The following is an 18,551-nucleotide window of genomic DNA, read 5'->3' as shown; positions in this document are numbered from 1 at the left end:
GACCACTGGGGCTCAGAACGGCGGCAGCGGGGCCAGGGAAATGACCTTGGCGAAGACGCTGGCAGCGGCGGAGTCCGCGGCGCCGGTGGAGTCGCTCGACGTGGTGGCGCGCATGCTCAGGGAGCACCTCGGGGCCGCGTCGGTGTCCTTCCTGATCACCGACTTCACCGGCGGCTCGGTCGTACGCCTCGGGATGTCCGGCAGCCTCGACACCAACGGCCCCGCCCGGCACATCGCGCTGCGGGGCACCCTGTACGACGACGTGATCCGCACCCAGCGGCCGAGTGTGGAGGACAAGGCCGGGGGCGAGGGTGCGCTGGTGCGGATCGTCGCCCCGGTGACCAACCGGGGTGACGCCATCGGACTCCTCGAACTCTTCCTGCCCGAGGTGCCGGACACGAAGGTGATGCGGGAGATCGGGGAGACCGCGCACGCCCTGGCGTACATCGTCATCGCGAACCGGTCCTTCACCGACGTGTACCAGTGGGGCCGCCGCACCACCCCGCTGAGCCTGGCCGCGGAGATCCAGCACCGGCTGCTCCCGGCGTCGCTGGCGTGCGAGGCCGCCCAGTTCGCTGTGGCCGGGGCGCTGGAGCCCGCCGACCACGTCGGGGGCGACACCTTCGACTACGTGATCGACCGGGACACCGTCCAGCTCTCCGTCACCGACGCCATGGGTCACGATGTCGACGCCGCGCTGCTGGCCACCCTCGCGGTGGGCGCGCTGCGCCGGGCCCGCCGCGCCGGCGCCGACCTCGCCGAGCAGGCCCGCCAGGCCGACCGGGCCATGCGGGACAACGGTCGTCAGGGCTACGTCACCGGCCAGCTGCTGCGCATCAGCCTGCTCGACGGCCGAACCGAGTTCCTCAACGCCGGCCACCCCTGGCCCATGCGCATGCGGGACGGGCAGGTGCAGGAGATCGTTCCGGAGGTGGATCTGCCGTTCGGCTTCCAGGTCCCCCACACCTACCGGGTCCAGACACTGGACCTGCGGCCGGGCGACCGGCTGGTGATGCTCACCGACGGCATGCTGGAGCGCCACGCCGTCAACCTCGACCTGTCCGACCTGATCGTCAGCACCCGCGAGTTGCATCCGCGTGAGGCCGCCCGCACCCTCATCGCGGCGATCGTGGACGCCAACGAAGGCCGGCTGCAGGACGACGCGACCGTCATGTGCCTGGACTGGCACGGCCTCGGCCAGTCGCAGCGGGACGCCGACACCGGCGCCGACCTCACCGGCGCCTCCGCGCCCGCCGCGGACAGTTCGGACAGCTCGGACAGCTCGGACAGTTCAGGCAGCGCACCCCAGCTCTGAGCGATTGCCCGGGGGCTGCTCCGGCACCCCGCCTCGGCTGCCCCCGGCCGAGCCGTCCTCGACGCCGTGCCCCGACGGTTCCCTGCCGGGCGCGCGGGTCGCCCTCGCGGTTGAGCACCAAGTGCTCGTCACCAGGTGCTCGTGGAGGAGAACGCCGTCGCGGACGTCGGCGGTGGCGTTGAAGCCGGTGTCGTCGACGTAGTCAAGGTAGCTGCCGGTGACGGTGAGGCGGCCGGTGCAGGCGCTCCGGCGGTTGCCCCGGGCCTCGTCGTAGCGGCCGTCAGACAGCAGTTCCTGGCGGATGAAGCCGTCCGCGGTCACCCACATCCCGACGTACGGGTGGGCATCGCGAGGCGTGTCGTTGCTGGTCGTGGCCCTAGCCTCCCCCCTGCGGCGGGCCCCGGCCAGGCCGCCGCCCTCCCGGGTGAGAACGTCCTGGGTGCCGCACACCCATCATGGCGTGCGGCAGGGCCGCACAGCCGCGGCACGGGCGGACGGACGCGGCAGGCGGCCGTAGCGGCGCGCCGGGGGCATCGCCTGGTCCGGACGGCGCATCCGCCGCCCGCGCATGGGCCGTTCGGGACCGCTCCTCGCTCACCGCTCCCAACTCGGCGCTGCGAGCGGCACTCACCGTGGGTGCGGTGAGCCTGGGCACAGGGCGGCCTGGTTCCGATGGCGCTACGCGCCGAGGCTGAGGGAGCAGAAGCCGCCGGGCGCCGTCCAGCGTCCGCTCGGCTTGTGGCAGCGCACTTCGCGCATCGCACACACCGATGACCCCGACCTCCCCCGAGGAGCAAGCAATGAGCGCCACTGGCACGGACATCGCGGGCTGGAACTCCAAGGCCCTCGACGAGATCCTCTCGAACGACGCGGGACGTCCCGTCCTGTTCACCAACGCCCGCATCCTGACGATGGACCCGCTGATAGGGACCATGACCGGTGCCGACATCCTGTTCGTCGGCTCCCTGATCGTGGCGGTCGGCCCGTCCCTGTTCACCGCGGCGGAGGACGACAACGCCATCGTCGTCGACTCCACGGGCATGACCATCGTCCCCGCCGTCGTGGACGCCGTCGCGCTGGCCGGCGGTCGCGGCGAGCGCTCAGAGCACCTTGCGACGCTGACCCCGGGCAACACCAGCGACCTGCTGGTGGTGCCCGACGCGCTCGCCGCCGACGTGCAGAGCGGCCTGGCCGCGCTCATGTCACGGCCGGAGGAGGTCCGTGCGCTGGTCGCGGCCGGCCGGCCGGTGCTGTGGGCCGGCAGCGACGCGCCCGGCCGGCCCACCGCACCCGAAGCGGGCGTCCCGGCCTCTCCGGACCTGACCGGCAGCCCGCGGGTCGGCGTCTGGATCGACCAGGAGGACTTCCTCCACCAGGAACTCACCGCTGACGGCCGCTACGACGAGACGCGGGGCGGCCGGCCGCACGCCTACCAGGGCCGGTACTGGATCGACGGCGACCGGATCGACTACCTGGACGATCTCGGTTTCTGGGCTGTGGGGTACTTCCGCGGGGACGAACTGCACCACGTCGGCTACGTCATGCGCCTGGGCTGACCGCTCGCGACGCGGCCCCGGAGCCGTGCGCCGGGATGCGTTCCGCACCTGGGCGCGCGGCACCGGGCGCAGTTGCGGGCGCGGCCGGTCGCAGCGGGCAGGAAAGGACCTGCGGCGTAGGGGTGCGGCGCGGCGTCCGTGGTCTCCGCCGGGTGCGTCCGCGATGTCGGCGGCGGTGTCAGCGGCGGTGTCAGCGGCGGTGTCAGCGGCGGTGTCGCGGTCGACGGGGACTGCGGCCGGCTGCTCTGTGCGGCTTCCTCGGGACCCGGGGGTCTCCCGCCGTCCGGCACCGCGGCGCACGCGGTGGGACCTCCCGCGAGGAGGACGGCGACGCAGGTGACGCCCACCGCGGGGTGGTGGCGGGCCCTCACATCACGTGGCCCGCCCCGGCGAGTCGTCCTGGTGTCCGGGACGGGTGGTCGCTGCCAGCGATCCGAGCAGACGGAGCGCGTCCGCGGTCCCGGTGCCCTCCTCGGCGTGGTAGACGATCAGCTGCTGCCCCGGGGCGGAGCGTACGTCGAAGGTCTGCATGCGCAGGGTGAGCTCGCCGACGTCCGGGTGCAGCAGGACCTTCGCGGCGTCGCTCTTGCCCCGTGCGTCTCGCCTCTGCCAGAGGTCGGCGAACTCACGGCTGTTCTCCGAGACCGTGTGCAGGACCTCGTGGATGCGCGGGTCGTTGGGCCGGGCGCCCTCCAGGAAGCGGAATCCCGCGACCGCGTTGGCCGCGGCCTTCTCCCAGTCCGCGTGGAAGGAGCGGACCGACGGGTCGAGGAACATCGTGAGCAGCACGTTCGCACCCGGCTGCAGGTGGGGGAAGACGGCCCGCCCCAACGTGTTGACGGCCAGGACGTCGTAGGCCCGGCCCAGCAGCAGGGCCGGAGTGCGGTCCCACAGTTCGGCCAGTGCCAGCAACTGGGGGTCCGCCCGTTCGGTGCTGCCCTCGTGGCGCGGGAGCGGGGTCATCCCCGCGACCCGGTACAGGTGCAGCCGGCCGTCGTCGTCCATCAGCAGCGCGTCGCTCAGGGCGTCGAGGACCTGTGTCGACGGGCGCCGCTCGCGGCCCTGCTCCAGACGCAGGTAGTAGTCGACGCTGATACGGGCCAGCAGCGCGACTTCTTCGCGGCGCAGGCCGGGGACGCGTCGCCGCCCGTCCTGAGGCAGACCCACGTCGGGCGGCGTCACCTGCGCGCGCCGACTCCGCAGGTAGTCGCCGAGCTTCGAGGTTGTCATACCGGCCAGGCTAGGCTCCCGGGCCGCTGGGAGCCTGGCCCCCGTGCCCCCAGGACGGACGCGGTGCTCCGCCGCCCCCACCCCGTCGAGGATGGGGCACGCGCACCTCACCGATGCGCCCGAAGCGGCAACCCAGGTGCCCACGCCGACGGCTCCGCCATCACGACCGGCCGGAACGGCTCCGGCATCACGACCGTCCGGAAGTGGTGCGTCACCGGAAACGGCGTGCGGCTGGTCTCGGCAGGTGAATCCCTGGCAGCCCTGCTTTCGGAGCTTCCACCCGGGTTGCACGAGTCGATTATCGCCCGTTGCGCGTCACGAGTTTCAGCCAGACTCCCCCTCCTCCGACGCTTCGAACACCGGCTGTTCTTGTCCGCAACCATTTCCCGTGCCACCCGGCCCGGGAGCCCGGATCACTCGGCCTTGAGGCGGTCGCGCTCCTCCTCGGACATGTCGCCGAATTGCAGAACGATCAAGTAATGCGTCTCGCTTTCCGGAGTCGGCCTGTCCGCCTCGTGCACCGGCTGCGGCCCGCCGCAGGGCCCGAGCAACGGACGGCAGCACTGAACCAGCCTCAGCAGAGGGCCCGTTGCGGCTCACCCGTCACTTCCGCGCAGGCACCCCCCGAGGCCCGGGGTGAGCTGGCGATGTGCGGCGGTGGCGTCGGGGCACCGGCAGGCGATCACCGGGCGGTAGATCAGATCCGGCCTGAAAGCTTGGGCGCGAAATTACATACGTCCCCTCTACATAACGGCTCCCATGGTCTAGATTGACCGTGCTTCGGCTGTTCGAACACGAGGCGGCCTCTGATGATCCACGAGTAATGATCTACAGCTCAGGCGCTACGGAAAGCCAGCAGTCGCGTCCCCGGCACACGATGTGGGGATGATCAGTTCTCGGGTCCCGAAAGGGGCCTCGGGTGCGGGGAGCACCCGAGGTTCTGCCGGGTTCCCACGCACCTCCAGAGCCCGGCGGATCATGCGAGTCTGCCTGCCGCCAGGGTGAGTTGTTCAAGCAGCGGTGAGTTGTTCAAGCAGCGGTGAGTTGTTCAAGCAGCGCGGAAACAGCCGGAATGCCGTCCGGGGGCGGGACCTACCGAGGGGGAGCAGTGAGGGGGGCGGGGGACCTCCCGGGAGGAACAGTGAGAGGCGGGCACGTCGTACCACTGGGGACCGGGGGGTTCTGTGCGGCAAGGGGGATTAGTACGCCCGTTACCGTCAGCACGCGGGCGGCTGGCGAACGGGGCGATGAGCCGGCCCGCGGCCGACTGGGAGCAGCGGTACCGCCGTACCGTGATCACCAGCGACACCGTGGCCACCGCCTTGGTGGTGGCGTCGATCGGCGGTTTCTTCGGGGCTCGGGACGCGGCCGACTGGCATGAGAAGTGGGGAATCCTCGCGTTCGGCACCGAGCTGCTGGTGCTGGGGGCGCTTGCGGTGAGCAGGGCGTGGGCTCCGGCGGTGCTCGGCCAGGGGGCCGAGGAGTTCCGCCGGCTCGGACGCTCGCTGTTCACGGCCACCGTCGTACTGGCGCTCAGCGGGATCGCCCTCTCCTCGCGCAACATCAAGTTATGGATCTTCGTCGCGATCCCCGCGATCGCGCTGGTCACCATGACCGCCCGGTATCTGCTGCGCCTCCGGCTGCACAGGCAGCGGAAGGAAGGGCAGTGCCTGCGGCCGGTGCTCGCTGCCGGGAGTCCGGCCACCGTGCGCGACCTGATCACCCGGACCCGCAAGTTCCCGCACCTCGGCTGGCGGGTGGACGCGGTGTGCACGACGGACGGCCGCGGGCTGGACGGTGACCAGCTGGACGGAGTGCCGGTCGTCGGCCGGCTGGCGGACGTGGCCAACCACGTGCACCGCGACGGCTACCGGGTCGTCGCGGTCACCCCTGACCCGCACTGGTCACCGGACCGGCTGCAGCGGCTGGCCTGGAACCTGGAGGGCAGCGACGCCGAGATGGTCGTGGCCCCCGTGCTGATGGAGGTGGCCGGCCCGCGGCTGCACATCGACGCGGTGCTGGGGATTCCGCTGCTGCGGGTCAGCATGCCGACGTTCACCGGGGGCCGCCGGGCGGTGAAGGGAGTCGTCGACCGGTTGGGTGCGGCGCTCCTGCTGATGCTGTTCGCGCCGCTGATGGTGGGCGTCGGGCTGCTCGTGCTGGCGGACAGCCGGGGCGGGGTGCTGTACCGCCAGCGCAGGGTCGGCAAGGGCGGCCGCGAGTTCACCATTCTCAAGTTCCGCACCATGGTCCCCGGGGCCGACCGGGCGCGCGCCGAGCTGGCCGACCGCAACGAGGGCGCCGGCCTGCTGTTCAAGCTCCGCCGGGATCCGCGGGTGACCCGGGTGGGAGCGGTGCTGCGCCGGTACTCGATCGACGAACTCCCGCAGCTCTTCAACGTGCTCACCGGGTCGATGTCGCTCGTCGGTCCGCGGCCCCCGCTGCCGGAGGAGTCCGCTGCGTACGGCCCGGACATCCGGCGGCGGCTGCTGGTCAAGCCCGGGCTCACCGGCCTGTGGCAGATCAGCGGACGCAGCGACCTGTCGTGGGAGGAGGCGGTGCGGCTGGACCTGCGGTACGTGGAGGACTGGTCGCTCGCCCTGGACGCGGTGATCTTGTGGAAGACGCTGCGCGCGGTCCTCCACGGGCAGGGGGCCTACTGATGCGCGGGGGCCGTCTTCCGGCCGGCGTGCGGACCGCAGACCGCGAGGTCTGCCCAAGGGGGAGGAACGGGTCATGAAGGTCAGCGTTTTCGGACTCGGCTACGTGGGCTGCGTGTCGGCCGCGTGCCTGGCCAGCATGGGGCACGAGGTCATCGGGGTGGACGTGAACCAGGTGAAGGTCGACCTGGTCAACAAGGGCAGGGCCCCGGTGGTCGAGGAGCGGATCGGCGAACTCATCGCCGATGGTCTGCGGACCGGGGCGTTACGCGCCACCGGCGACGTCACCGAGGCGATCACGGGCAGCGAGGTCTCGCTGGTCTGCGTGGGCACGCCGTCGGAGCCCAACGGCAGCCTGTGCACCACGTACCTGGAGCGGGTCACCGAGCAGATCGGTGCCGCGCTTGCCGAGCGGGGCGGGCGGCACACCGTCGTGTTCCGCAGCACCATGCTCCCGGGCACCTGCCTGAACCTGCTGCTGCCGATCCTGGAGAAGTACGTCGGCGGCACCGCCGGAGTGGACGTCGGGGTCGCGGTCAACCCGGAGTTCCTGCGCGAGGGCTCCAGCGTGCGGGACTTCTTCGACCCACCCAAGACCGTCATCGGCGAACTCGACCCGGCGAGCGGCGACGCGGTGGCCGCGCTGTACGAGGGCCTGCCCGGCGAGGTGTTCCGGGTCCCGGTCCCGACGGCCGAGGCGATCAAGTACGCGGACAACGCGTTCCACGGCCTCAAGATCGGCTTCGCCAACGAGCTGGGCGCGGTGTGCCGGGCGCTCGGGGTGGACTCGCACCAGGTGGTGGACGTGTTCCTGGCCGACCGCAAGCTGAACATCAGCCCCGCCTACCTGCGGCCCGGCTTCGCCTTCGGTGGCTCCTGCCTGCCGAAGGACCTGCGCAGCCTGGTCCACGCCGCGCAGCGGGCAGACGTCTCGGTGCCCATCCTCGCCCACGTGCTGCCCTCCAACTCCGACCATCTGCAGCGCGCGGTGGATCTGGTCGAGCGCACCGGCAAGCGCCGGGTGGGCCTGTTCGGGCTGTCCTTCAAGCCCGGCACCGACGACCTCCGCGAGAGCCCGCTCGTCGAACTGGCGGAGCGGCTCTTCGGCAAGGGGTACGACCTGCGAATCCACGACGCCAACGTGAGCCTGTCCCGGCTGCTCGGCGCGAACCGCGAGTACATCGAGAACCGGCTGCCGCACCTCGCGGAGTTACTCGCCGACTCCGTCGAGGAGGTGCTCGACCACGCGGAGGTGTGCCTGGTCGGGACCAGGGATCCGGCCGTGCTGTCGGCGCTGCCCCACGGCGGCGGAACAGTGATCGTCGACCTCGTCCACCTGCCCGACGCCGAGGCGCGCCAGGCCGACCCGGGGTACGTGGGCCTTGCCTGGTGACGCGACCAGCCGCGACCGGCCGGACCGGTCCGCGCTGGTTCTGGTGGAGAACCTGTCGGTGCCGTTCGACCGGCGGGTGTGGCAGGAGTGCACGACCCTGCGCGACGCGGGCTGGAACGTGCACGTCATCTGTCCCCGGGGAGGCAAGCGGGACACGGAAGCGGAGGTGGAGATCGACGGGGTGCGGATCCACCGCTACCCGCTGCGCGCGGCCACCGGAGGCCCGGCCGGCTACCTGCGGGAGTACGGATCGGCGCTGTGGCACACGTTCCGGCTGGCCCGGAGGATCGGCCCGGTCGACGTGGTCCACGCCTGCAACCCGCCCGACCTGCTGTTCCTGCCGGCGCTGTGGCTCAAACGGCGCGGCGCGCGGTTCGTCTTCGACCAGCACGACCTGGTGCCCGAGCTGTACCTCTCCCGGTTCGACCGCGGCGAGGACCTGCTCTACCGCGCGGTGTGCGCGCTGGAGCGGCTGACCTACCGGGCTGCGGACGTCGTGCTCGCCACCAACGAGAGCTACCGGGACGTCGCGGTGCGGCGCGGCGGGCGGCGGCCGGCGGACGTGTTCGTGGTGCGCAGCGCGCCCGACACCGACCGGTTCCACCCCGTGCCGTCCGAGCCCGAGTTGAAGCGGGGCAAGCCCCATCTGCTGTGCTACCTGGGCGTCATGGGCCCGCAGGACGGCGTCGACTACGCCTTGCGGGCTCTCGCGAAGCTGCGCGACGAGCTGGGGCGGACCGACTGGCACGCGGTGTTCGTCGGTGGCGGCGACACCTTCGACGCGATGGTGGAGCTGTCCCGGCAGCTGGGGCTCTCGGAGCAGGTGCAGTTCACCGGGCGCGTTCCGGACGCCGAGCTGGTGCGCTACCTGTCCACCGCGGACGTGTGCCTCTCCCCCGACCCCCGCAACCCGCTCAACGACGTGTCGACCATGAACAAGGTCCTGGAGTACATGGTGATGGGCCGGCCCATCGTCTCGTTCGAACTCCGGGAGGCGCGCGTCTCCGCCGGTGACGCCGCGCTCTACGCGCCCGCCAACGACGAGTCCGAGTTCGCCGAGCTGATCGCGCTGCTGCTGGACGATCCGGACGCGCGGGCCCGGATGGGCAGGATCGGCCGGGAGCGGATCAGCGGACCCCTCTCCTGGCGGAACTCCCAGCAGGCGCTGCTCGCCGCCTACGCCGCTGCCTGCCGCGCGCCGCGCCGCCGGGCGACCCGTACCGGGAAGCGAGGGGGCCGCGGCGTTGAGCGATGACACGATACGCCTGGCCACGATCGGGCGGATCATCCGGCGGCGCCGGCGGCTGCTCACCGTCCTCGCCGTGGTGGGCGCGCTCGTCGGCTACGGCACCTCCCTGCTGGTTCCGCCGCGCTACACGACGTCGGCCTCGGTGCTGCTGCCGGGCGCGTGGGAGGAACGCGAGCTGCTGACGCAGACGGAGATCGCGACCAGTTCGGTGGTGGTCGACCGCGCGGCCGCCGCCCTCAACTGGACCGGGGTCAGCGGCAGCGAACTGCGGGACCGGGTGAGCGCCAGGGCCGCCGACGGGAACATCGTCCAGGTCTCGGGGACGGCCGAGACCCCGGAGCGCGCACAGCAGCTCTCCGACGAGGTCGTCCGGCAGTTCGTCGCGTTCGCCGCGCGGATCGCCGGTGACAACACCGACCCCGAGACGGCGGAGCGGCCCGAGGCGCTGCGGGAGATGGTGGTGCAGACCAGCCGCCGCATCACCGAGCTGGCCGAAGCGGCCGATCCGGGCCGGACCGTGGAGAGCGTGCAGACCCGCACCGAGCTTGCGAAGCTGCGCACCGCGCTGCAGGAGGCCGTCAGCAAGCTGGACCAGGTCGACCCGGCCTCCCGGCAGACCAACATGGTCGTCATGGGGCCGGCGGCCCGTCCGGCCGGGGAGGCGCCGCCGACGAGGACGCAGCTTGTCGCCGCCGGGGCGCTGCTGTTCCTCCTGTTCGCGGTCCTCGGTCATCTCGCCGCCGCACGGATGAGCCGACGGCTGCGCACCGAGCCGGAGATCGCCGCTGCGCTGGGCTCGGCGCTGCTGGGTACCGTCGACGCACCCGTCGAACGGCCCGCGCTCCGGCTGGAGGCCCGTGGTTCGCGGGCCCGGGTCCGCCGGCTGCTGGGCGTCGACGCCCCGTGGGACGCGCCCGCGCCGCGGGCGTCCGGCGACGAGGCCGGCCGGCAGGTCCGCTGCCGGCGGGTGTGCGCCCGCCTCCGGGACCTGCTGCCCGCTCCCGGGCGGCTGCTGCTTGTCGTCCCGGACGGCGACGGGACCGCCCGCCGGGCCGCCGGGCAGCTCGTGGCCGAGGCCGAGCGCGTTCCGTCCCCGAGTTGTTCGAGCAGGGCGAACCCCGACCTGCGGGTGGTGCAGGTCTCGGTGTCCCGGCCGATGGTTCCGGACCGCGACGGCGAGTCCGGTGCCGTGGTGGTGCTCAGCCCGGGCGTGTGGACCGCGGAGGAGCTGGCCGGCCTCGCCGGGGCGTGTGCGGACGCCGGGCACGAGGTCGTCGGCATCGTCCTCGCCGGAGCGGTCCTGGACCGTCCGGAGCGCTCGACCGACGTTCCCCGGGATGCCGACCGTCCCCGGGACGCCGCCACGCCGGCACTCGCGGTCGGCGACGGCGCGGCGGGAGGTCCCGGGTGACGACGAGTACGACGCCGGAGTCCTCGGCTTCGGCTCCGCTGCTGGACCTGCAGGTGCTGGTGGTCGCGGTGCGGCGGCGCCGCCTGTGGTGCGCCATGGCGCTGCTGGGGCTGGTCCTCGGCGCGGCGGTGGCGGTCCTGCTGCCGCCGCCACCGACCGCGGTGACCAAGGTGCTGGTCGCACACCAGGCGGACCAGCCGAACGACCCCGGAACGCTCATCCGCACGGACGTCGCACTGCTGCAGACCACGCGGATCGCCGGTATGGCCCTGCGGTCCCTGGAGTCCCCCGACAAGCCGGAGGACTTCATGCAGGACTACGAAGGCGTCGGCCTCACCAACAACCTGCTGCAGATCAACGTGACGGGCGACAGCGACGCGGAAGCGGTGGCCCGCGCCCAGGCGCTGGCCGACGCGTTCGTCGCGGACCACGTGCGGCGGATAAGGCAGGCCGCGAACGCGGAGGCGAAGACCCTGCTCGAGCAGCGCGACCGGATGCGGGACGAACTCGCCCAGGTCAACCGGGCGATCGGGGACGGAACGCCGGAGAGCGGGCCGCAGGACTCGGCGAACACGGAGTCGCTCTTCGCCCGCCGCGCCGAACTCACCTCCCGGATCACCGACTTCGGCCAGCGCGCCGCGGAGGCGCACAGCGGCACCCCCCGGCTCGTCGCCGGAACGCAGATCGTGGACGCCCCGCACGCGGTGCGGCACTCCCTGCCCGGGGCCGCCGCGACCAACGCCGCGATCGGGCTCGTGCTCGGACTTGTCCTCGGGCTGTCGATCGCCACGGTGGGCTCGGTGGTGGCGGACCGCCCGGTGCTGCGCCGGGAGATCGCGGCGCACCTCGGTGCCTCGGTCGTCGCGGAACTGCCCCGCCTGACGGCCGGGCGGTGGCAGCGCCGCCGGGTCCGCACGGCACGGGCAAGGCTCTCGGCGTCGCTGGCCCGCACCGTGCGCGGCTCCTCCGAACCGGTGTCGCTGCTGGAACTGGGCTGTGCGCGCAGCACGGGCGTGATCGCCCTCGATCTCGCCGGGGAACTGGCGGCGGAGGGGCCGGTGGCCGTCATCGACGGGCTGCCCGGCCGGCAGCTCGCCGACCGCCGCTCGAAGCCGGGAGACCCCACCGTGGTCAGCGGGGAGAGCGCCTCGGCCGTGCCGCATGAGGGGCTCCGGCTCGGCGTCGGCTCGGTGGCGCCCGGCACGGCGTGGACCGACCTCCGGTACCTCGGCACGCGGACCGTGCTTGTCGTGCGGGCCGGGCACGGCAGCGCCGCTTGGCTGCACACCGTGGCCCGGCAACTCGCCGACCAGCACGTTCCGGTGATCGGCGTGGTGCTGGTCGACCCCGATCCGCGTGACCGCACCGACGGCACGCTGTGGGACGGGCCGAACACCGCGCTGCGCGGCCGGAGCGAACGGACGGCCCGGCAGAACGGGACGGGCCGGCTGCGGACGGAGCGGCTGCCCTCGTGGGCGGCCGCTCCGTCCGCGGCGGGCCCTGACAGCAACCAGGAGGCGCGGTAGACATGTGCGGCATCGCAGGCACGTACCGGTGGCCGGACGGGAAGGCCGTGACCGACCGGCTCACCGACGTCCTCGCCCACCGCGGCCCGGACGGGGCGGGGCGGTACGACCACCGCGCCGGTGACGGCGAAGTGCACCTGGGGCACCGCCGGCTGGCCGTCATCGACCTGTCCGAGGCGGGCGCCCAGCCGATGGTCTCGGACGGCCTCGTCCTGACGTACAACGGCGAGCTGTACAACGCGCCCGAGCTGCGTGCCGAGCTGGCGTCCGGCGGGGTTCGCTTCCGCGGCACCTCCGACACCGAGGTGCTGCTGGAGGCCTGGCGGCGCTGGGGCACGGACTGCCTGCCCCGGCTGCGCGGCATGTTCGCCTTCGCGGTCTTCGACGAGCGGACCGGTGACCTGGTACTGGCCCGCGACCAGCTCGGCATCAAACCGCTGTTCCTGCTCCGGCGCGGCGGGGGGCTGGTGTTCGCATCCGAGCTGAAGGCGCTCGCCGACGTGGCCGGCGGCTCGCTGGAGGTGGACCACGCGGCGCTGGTGGCCTCGCTGCTGTACTACTGGGTGCCGGACTCGCGGTGCGCGTTCCGCGAAGCGGAGAAGCTGCCGCCGGGGAGCTGGCTGCGGTGCCGGCCCGACGGCCGGGTGGAGCGCGGCCGGTTCTGGCACCTCAGGGACGTCGCCGCCGAGGGCCAGGAGCGGGCCCGCAGCGGCGAGTTGCCCGACATCGCCGCCGTCGTCGAGGAGTCGACGCGGCGCCACCTGCGCTCCGACGTGCCCGTGGCGACGTTTCTCTCCGGGGGGCTGGACTCCAGCTACCTGACCGCGCTGGCGGCCCGCGACCGGCCCGGGATCTCCGCCTACACGATCGGGTTCCGCGCCGAGGACGCCAGGTTCGAGGCGATGCCGGACGACCTGCGCTACGCCCGGCAGGTGGCCGAGCGGTTCGGCGTGGACCTGCACGAGATCGAGATCGCGCCGAACGTGCTCGACCTGCTGCCGCGGATGACCTACCACCTGGACGAGCCGATCGGCGATCCCGCCGCGATCAACACCTTCCTGATCTGCTCGGCCGCCCGTGAGGCAGGCGTCAAGGTGATGCTGTCGGGGATGGGTGCCGACGAGCTGTTCGCCGGCTACCGCAAGCACCTGGCCAACCTGCTCGCGCTGCGCTACCAGCGCGTCCCACGGCCCCTGCGGCGCGGACTGTCCGCGGCCGTCGACCGGCTGCCGGTCGCCACGGCACGCCGGGGGTACCGGTCGGTGCGCTTCGCGAAACGGTTCCTCTCCTTCGCCGACCTGCCGGAGGAGACCGCGTTCCGGCGCAGCTACACCATGTACGACCGGCAGGAGCTGCTCGCCCTGGTCGATCCGGACCTGGCCGGGACGGTCGACGACGTACTGACCGAGCACGCGGACGTCTACCGGGACAACGACCTCGACGACTTCGTCAACCGCATGTGCCTGGGCGACACCCGGATGTTCCTGCCGGGCCTCAACCTCGCCTACACGGACCGGTCGAGCATGGCCGCCTCGACCGAGGTGCGGGTGCCGTACGTCGACGTCGACGTGGTCCGGGCGGCGTTCGCCGTGCCCGGTGCTCGCAAGATCGTCGGACGGAAGGGCAAGGCCGTCCTGAAGGAGGCGGCCGGCTCCGTCCTGCCCCGGGAGATCGTCCACCGGCCCAAGGGCCTGTTCAGCGCCCCGCTGCGGGCCTGGATGAGCCGGGACCTGGCACCGCTGGTGCGCGAGGTGGTGCACGACGGTGTGCTCGTCAACTCCGGGCTGCTTCGCCGCGACGCACTGGCGCGGCTGGTGGCCGAGGACGCCGCCGGGCACCGGGACTTCTCCAAGCATCTGTGGCACGTGCTGACTCTCGAGTACTGGTATCGCGGCGCGACCTCCGGGTCCGGCCGGAACTTGCTATGACGGCGTAGAGACAAGAGGACTTCGGGTGAAACAGGTTGTGCAGAACTACCGCAGCGGCGAGCTGGCGCTGCTTGACGTGCCGGTGCCGGGGTGCAAGCCGGACGGGGTGCTGGTCCGCAGCGCCTTCTCGCTGATATCCACCGGGACCGAGCTGATGAAGGTGTCAGAGGCGGGCATGTCGATGCTGGGCAAGGCCCGTTCGCGGCCGGACCAGGTGGCGAAGGTCATGCAGAGCGTGGCCGCCAACGGAGTGGCCGCCACCTACCGCAAGGTGAGCAACCGCCTGGACTCCTACACGCCGCTGGGCTACTCGCTGTGCGGGGTGGTCGAGCAGGTCGGCAGCGGCATCGAGGACGTGGCGGTCGGTGACCTGGTGGCCTGCGCCGGCAACGAGCACGCACTGCACGCCGAGTTGAACTGGGTGCCGAAGAACCTCTACGCCCGGGTGCCGGACGGCCTCGCGCCGCGGCACGCGGCCTTCGGCACCGTCGGGTCGATCGCGATGCAGGGCGTCCGGCGCGGCGAGCCGCAGCTCGGCGACGTGGCGCTGGTCATCGGCCTCGGACTGATCGGGCAGCTCGTGGTGCAGTTGCTGGCCGCGTCGGGGGTCCGCGTCGTCGGCGTCGACCCCGACCCGGTGCGCTGCGAGCTGGCCGAGCGGCTGGGCGCGGCGGCCTGCGGCGATCCGGCCTCCGCAGGTGTGGAGAACGCCGTCGCCGAACTCACCGCCGGTCACGGAGTGGACCAGGTGTACCTGGCCGCCGGCGGCGGCAGCAACCAGCCCGTGGAGCTGGCCGCCCGGCTGAGCCGGGACCGCGGCCGGGTCGTCGACATCGGCAAGTGCCGCCTGGACCTGCCGTGGAACGCGTACTACGAGAAAGAGCTGGACGTGCGGTTCTCCCGCAGTTACGGCCCCGGGCGCTACGACCCGGAGTACGAACTCGAGGGGCGGGACTACCCGATCGGCTACGTGCGCTGGACCGAGCGCCGCAACCTGGCGTGCTTCCTCGACCTCCTCGCCCGGGGCCGCGTCGACGTGGAGCCCCTGGTCTCCCACACGGCCGACTTCGACGACGCCGTCGAGACGTACCGGCGCCTGAAGGACGGCGACCTGAAGGCCGTGGCCGTGCTGTTCCGCTACCCCGACGCCCCGGGCGGAGGGGCGGAAGCAGCGGCCCCGGGCGGAGGGGCGGAAGCAGCGGCCCCGGCGGTGGCCGTGCCCGCGGTGCGGCGCAGCGGCAAGGCGCCCGCCCCGGCCCGGTCCGCCGAGGCGCCGGTGCGGCTGGCGTTCGCGGGCGCGGGGAACTACGCGACGTCGATGCTGCTGCCGCACCTGGCGCAGCACGACGGTGTCGAGTTGTCCACGGTCGTCACCACGACGGCGCTGTCCGCGGCCAACGCGAAACGGAAGTTCGGCTTCGCCGGGGCGACCACCGACCTCGACGCCGTGCTCGGCGACCCGGCCGTTGACGCGGTGTTCGTGGTCACCCGCCACAGCTCGCACGCCGAACTGACCAGCAGGGCCCTGCTGGCCGGCAAGGCGGTGTTCGTGGAGAAGCCGCTGGCGCTCAGCGGAGACGAGCTGGCCGCTGTGCTCGCGGCGGTGGAGGAGTCCGGCAACGACCGGCTGCAGGTGGGTTTCAACCGCCGCTTCGCGCCGCTGCTGCGGGATGCCAGGAAGCGGTTCGGTGCCCGGACCGGGCCGGCGAGCGTCCGCTACCTGATAAACGCCGGCCGGCTGGACCACGGCAGCTGGTACCTCCAGCAGGGCACCCAGGGCTCGCGGTTCACCGGCGAGGGCGGGCACTTCGTCGACACGGCGAGCTGGCTGCTCGGGGCCGACCCGGTCTCGGTGTACGCGGTCGCCACGTCCGGCAACGAGGACCTGCAGGTCGTGCTGCGCTACCCGGGCGGGTCCACCGCCACCCTCAGCTACGTCACGACCGGCCCGTCCGGCTTCCCCAAGGAGACGCTGGACCTGGTCGCGGACGGCCGCGCGCTGCGGCTCGACGACTTCGTCCGTGCCTCGGTGTACGGCCGCAGGCGGTGGGTCAGCTCCCGGCTGCCCAAGGCCCGGGACAAGGGCCAGCGCGCCGAACTGGACGCGTTCGTCCAGGCCGTGCGGACCGGCGGGCCGATGCCGGTGCCGCTCCAGTCGCTGGTCGCCACCACGGCGGCCACTCTCGCCGTGCAGACCAGCCTGGCCACCGGCGCGCCGGTGACGTTGGCGGAGGCGCGATGACGGTGAGCGCGGGAAGCGCGGGCTGGTACCTGCGGCGGCTGTCCCGGATGGGCCCGCGGGAGGTCGGCGGCCGGGTGGGCGACGCGGTGCGCAGGCGGCGGTGGCGGTCGAAGCGGCCGGACTCCCCCGGCGTGACCGGCGCCCGGTTCACCGCGGTACTGCCCGCAGGGGCGATCGCCGCGGTGCCGCCGGACGCCACGAAGCGCCTCGTCGCCGAGGCGGACCGGCTGATGGCCGGGCACGCCGAGTACTTCGGCGTGGCCCGCGACGACCTGGCCGACCCGGACTGGTGGTACGACCCGAAGACCGGCCGCCGAGCCCCGTGGGGCTACGCCTTCGACATGCCGTACCGGAACGAGGACGCGGTCGGGGACATCAAGCAGATCTGGGAGCTGTCCCGGCACCAGTACCTCACCGTGCTCGCCGCCGCCTACGCGCTCACCGGCGACGAGCGGTACGCCGAGCGCGTGGCCGAGCACCTGCGGTCGTGGTGGACGGCCAACGCGCCGCTGCGCGGCGTGCACTGGACCAGCGGCATCGAACTGGGCATCCGGCTGCTGTCATGGGTGTGGGTCCGCAGGCTGCTCGACGGCTGGCCGGGCGCGCCCGTGCTGTTCGAGGACAACCCGGTGGCGCTCCGGCAGATCTGGCACCACCAGCGCTGGCTGGCCGCCTTCCCCAGCCGGGGGTCCTCGGCGAACAACCACGTCATCGCCGAGGCCGCCGGGCAGTTCGCCGCCGCCTGCGCGTTCGGGTGGTTCCCCTCCTCGACGCGCTGGCGGGCCGACGCGCTGCGGTCGCTGGAGCGGCATCTGCGGAACAACACCTTCGGCTCCGGCCTCAACCGCGAGCTGGCCACCGAGTACCACGGGCTGGTGCTGGAACTCGGCCTGGCCGCACTGGCCGAGGCGGATGCCGCCGACGTGCCGGTCCCGGACTCGGTCCGGCTGGTGCTGCTGCGGATGACCGACGCGCTCGCGGCCGTCGTGGACGGCCGGCTCCGGCCGCCGCGCCAGGGCGACGCGGACGACGGGCACGGTCTGGTCGTGGACGGCGCGGGCACCGACCGCTGGGCGTCGCTGCTGGCCACCGGGGACGCCGTGTTCGGGCGACTCGACTGGTGGCCGGCGGTGACCGGCACCGATGTGCGCACCCCGCTGCTGGCCGCGCTCATCCGGCCCACCGCGGCGGCCGTGCCCCGCCCGGCGAGCAGGCCGGCCCACTTCGCCGACGCCGGCCTGACCATCCTGCGCGGTCCGGAGGGGATCTGGTGCCGCTGCGACGGCGGCCCGCACGGGTTCCTGTCCATCGCCGCGCACGCCCACGCCGACGCGCTGTCCGTGGAGGTCCGGCACGACGGGGTCGACGTGCTCGCCGACCCGGGCACGTACTGCTACCACGGGCAGCCCCTGTGGCGGCGGTACTTCCGGTCGACCCTCGGCCACAACACCCTGCGTCTGGACGGCCGTGACCAGTCCGTCTCCGGCGGCCCGTTCCTGTGGACCCGGCAGGCCCGCAGCCGCGTCCTGGTCGCGGACACCTCCGGCGAGGGGGTGGCCCGCTGGTGCGCCGAGCACGACGGCTACCGGCCCTCCGTGCACCGCCGCCGAGTGGAACTGATCGCCTCACAAAAGGAGTTGAGAGTTGTCGACGAGGTGCGCGGTCCGCGCCGGACCGTGCATCTGGCGTTCCACCTCGGCCCGGCGATCACCGCGGACCTGGTGGGGAACCGGGCGGTGCTGACCTGGACCCGGGACGGTGAGGACCGCTCCGCGGCGCTCGACCTGCCCGCGCAGCTGTCCTGGCGCGCGCACCGCGGTGAGAGCGACCCGCCGCTGGGCTGGTACTCCGCCGGCTTCGGGCGCAGGGAGCCCGCCACCACCCTGGTCGGCACCGGTTCCACCGACGGCGCGGAGGGCTTCACCACCGTGCTCGGGTTCCGCGGTTAGGGGCGCCTGATGGATCTTCGCGGAGGAGGGAGCAGCGTCCGGTGGCATCTCCCCGGGAGCGGACGCGCGGGCGTCGGGCGGCGGCACCGGGC

The 18,551-nt window shown here is 73.0% G+C and carries 11 protein-coding genes and 1 pseudogene; 10 read left to right on the top strand and 2 right to left on the bottom strand.

Translation table 11 applies throughout. The annotated features are described in order from the left end of the window. Positions 1–40 precede the first annotated feature (40 nt). The gene (locus tag QNO07_RS23810; RefSeq protein ID WP_283994397.1) at positions 41–1,315 is read left to right on the top strand and encodes a PP2C family protein-serine/threonine phosphatase; all 1,275 of its coding nucleotides are present in this window, start codon (positions 41–43) and stop codon (positions 1,313–1,315) included. A gap of 129 nt (positions 1,316–1,444) precedes the next feature. Here QNO07_RS23810 and QNO07_RS23805 read toward each other — a convergent pair. Beyond that, positions 1,445–1,642: pseudogene (locus tag QNO07_RS23805) on the bottom strand (Atu4866 domain-containing protein); the annotation flags it as partial. Between the two features lie 473 nt (positions 1,643–2,115). Here QNO07_RS23805 and QNO07_RS23800 point away from each other — a divergent pair. Continuing rightward, positions 2,116–2,871 (top strand): Atu4866 domain-containing protein, encoded by a 756-nt coding sequence (locus QNO07_RS23800; protein WP_283994380.1) that lies wholly within the window; start codon positions 2,116–2,118, stop codon positions 2,869–2,871. A 372-nt stretch (positions 2,872–3,243) separates the two neighbouring features. Here QNO07_RS23800 and QNO07_RS23795 read toward each other — a convergent pair whose 3' ends face one another. After that, positions 3,244–4,101: a helix-turn-helix transcriptional regulator gene (locus QNO07_RS23795; RefSeq protein ID WP_283994378.1), complete on the bottom strand. Its 858-nt coding sequence runs from the start codon at positions 4,099–4,101 to the stop codon at positions 3,244–3,246. A gap of 1,184 nt (positions 4,102–5,285) precedes the next feature. Here QNO07_RS23795 and QNO07_RS23790 point away from each other — a divergent pair. The 8 genes from QNO07_RS23790 to QNO07_RS23755 all read left to right on the top strand — a co-directional run bounded on the left by QNO07_RS23790 (position 5,286) and on the right by QNO07_RS23755 (position 18,459). Then, the gene (locus QNO07_RS23790) at positions 5,286–6,764 is read left to right on the top strand and encodes a sugar transferase (protein WP_283994377.1); all 1,479 of its coding nucleotides are present in this window, start codon (positions 5,286–5,288) and stop codon (positions 6,762–6,764) included. Between the two features lie 73 nt (positions 6,765–6,837). Next, a complete protein-coding gene (locus QNO07_RS23785; protein WP_283994376.1) occupies positions 6,838–8,154 on the top strand; it encodes a nucleotide sugar dehydrogenase in 1,317 nt (438 codons plus the stop codon). Next, positions 8,144–9,409, top strand: a complete 1,266-nt coding sequence (locus tag QNO07_RS23780; RefSeq protein ID WP_283994375.1) for a glycosyltransferase family 4 protein — start codon at positions 8,144–8,146, stop codon at positions 9,407–9,409. Before QNO07_RS23785 ends, QNO07_RS23780 begins: the two co-directional genes overlap by 11 nt. Continuing rightward, positions 9,399–10,814 (top strand): Wzz/FepE/Etk N-terminal domain-containing protein, encoded by a 1,416-nt coding sequence (locus QNO07_RS23775; RefSeq protein ID WP_283994374.1) that lies wholly within the window; start codon positions 9,399–9,401, stop codon positions 10,812–10,814. The genes QNO07_RS23780 and QNO07_RS23775 overlap by 11 nt, the downstream gene beginning before the upstream one ends. Further along, positions 10,811–12,340 (top strand): Wzz/FepE/Etk N-terminal domain-containing protein, encoded by a 1,530-nt coding sequence (locus QNO07_RS23770; RefSeq protein WP_283994373.1) that lies wholly within the window; start codon positions 10,811–10,813, stop codon positions 12,338–12,340. Before QNO07_RS23775 ends, QNO07_RS23770 begins: the two co-directional genes overlap by 4 nt. Before the next feature lie 2 nt (positions 12,341–12,342). After that, positions 12,343–14,268, top strand: a complete 1,926-nt coding sequence (asnB, locus tag QNO07_RS23765; RefSeq protein WP_283994372.1) for an asparagine synthase (glutamine-hydrolyzing) — start codon at positions 12,343–12,345, stop codon at positions 14,266–14,268. A gap of 25 nt (positions 14,269–14,293) precedes the next feature. Next, positions 14,294–16,510: a bi-domain-containing oxidoreductase gene (locus QNO07_RS23760; protein ID WP_283994371.1), complete on the top strand. Its 2,217-nt coding sequence runs from the start codon at positions 14,294–14,296 to the stop codon at positions 16,508–16,510. Further along, complete coding sequence (locus tag QNO07_RS23755) at positions 16,507–18,459, top strand: alginate lyase family protein (RefSeq protein ID WP_283994370.1); 1,953 nt, start codon at positions 16,507–16,509, stop codon at positions 18,457–18,459. The genes QNO07_RS23760 and QNO07_RS23755 overlap by 4 nt, the downstream gene beginning before the upstream one ends. Positions 18,460–18,551 lie beyond the last annotated feature (92 nt).

The organism is Streptomyces sp. 549 (genome assembly GCF_030124175.1).
GTDB lineage: Bacteria > Actinomycetota > Actinomycetes > Streptomycetales > Streptomycetaceae > Streptomyces.
This window is presented reverse-complemented; position numbering and strand designations above follow the sequence as displayed.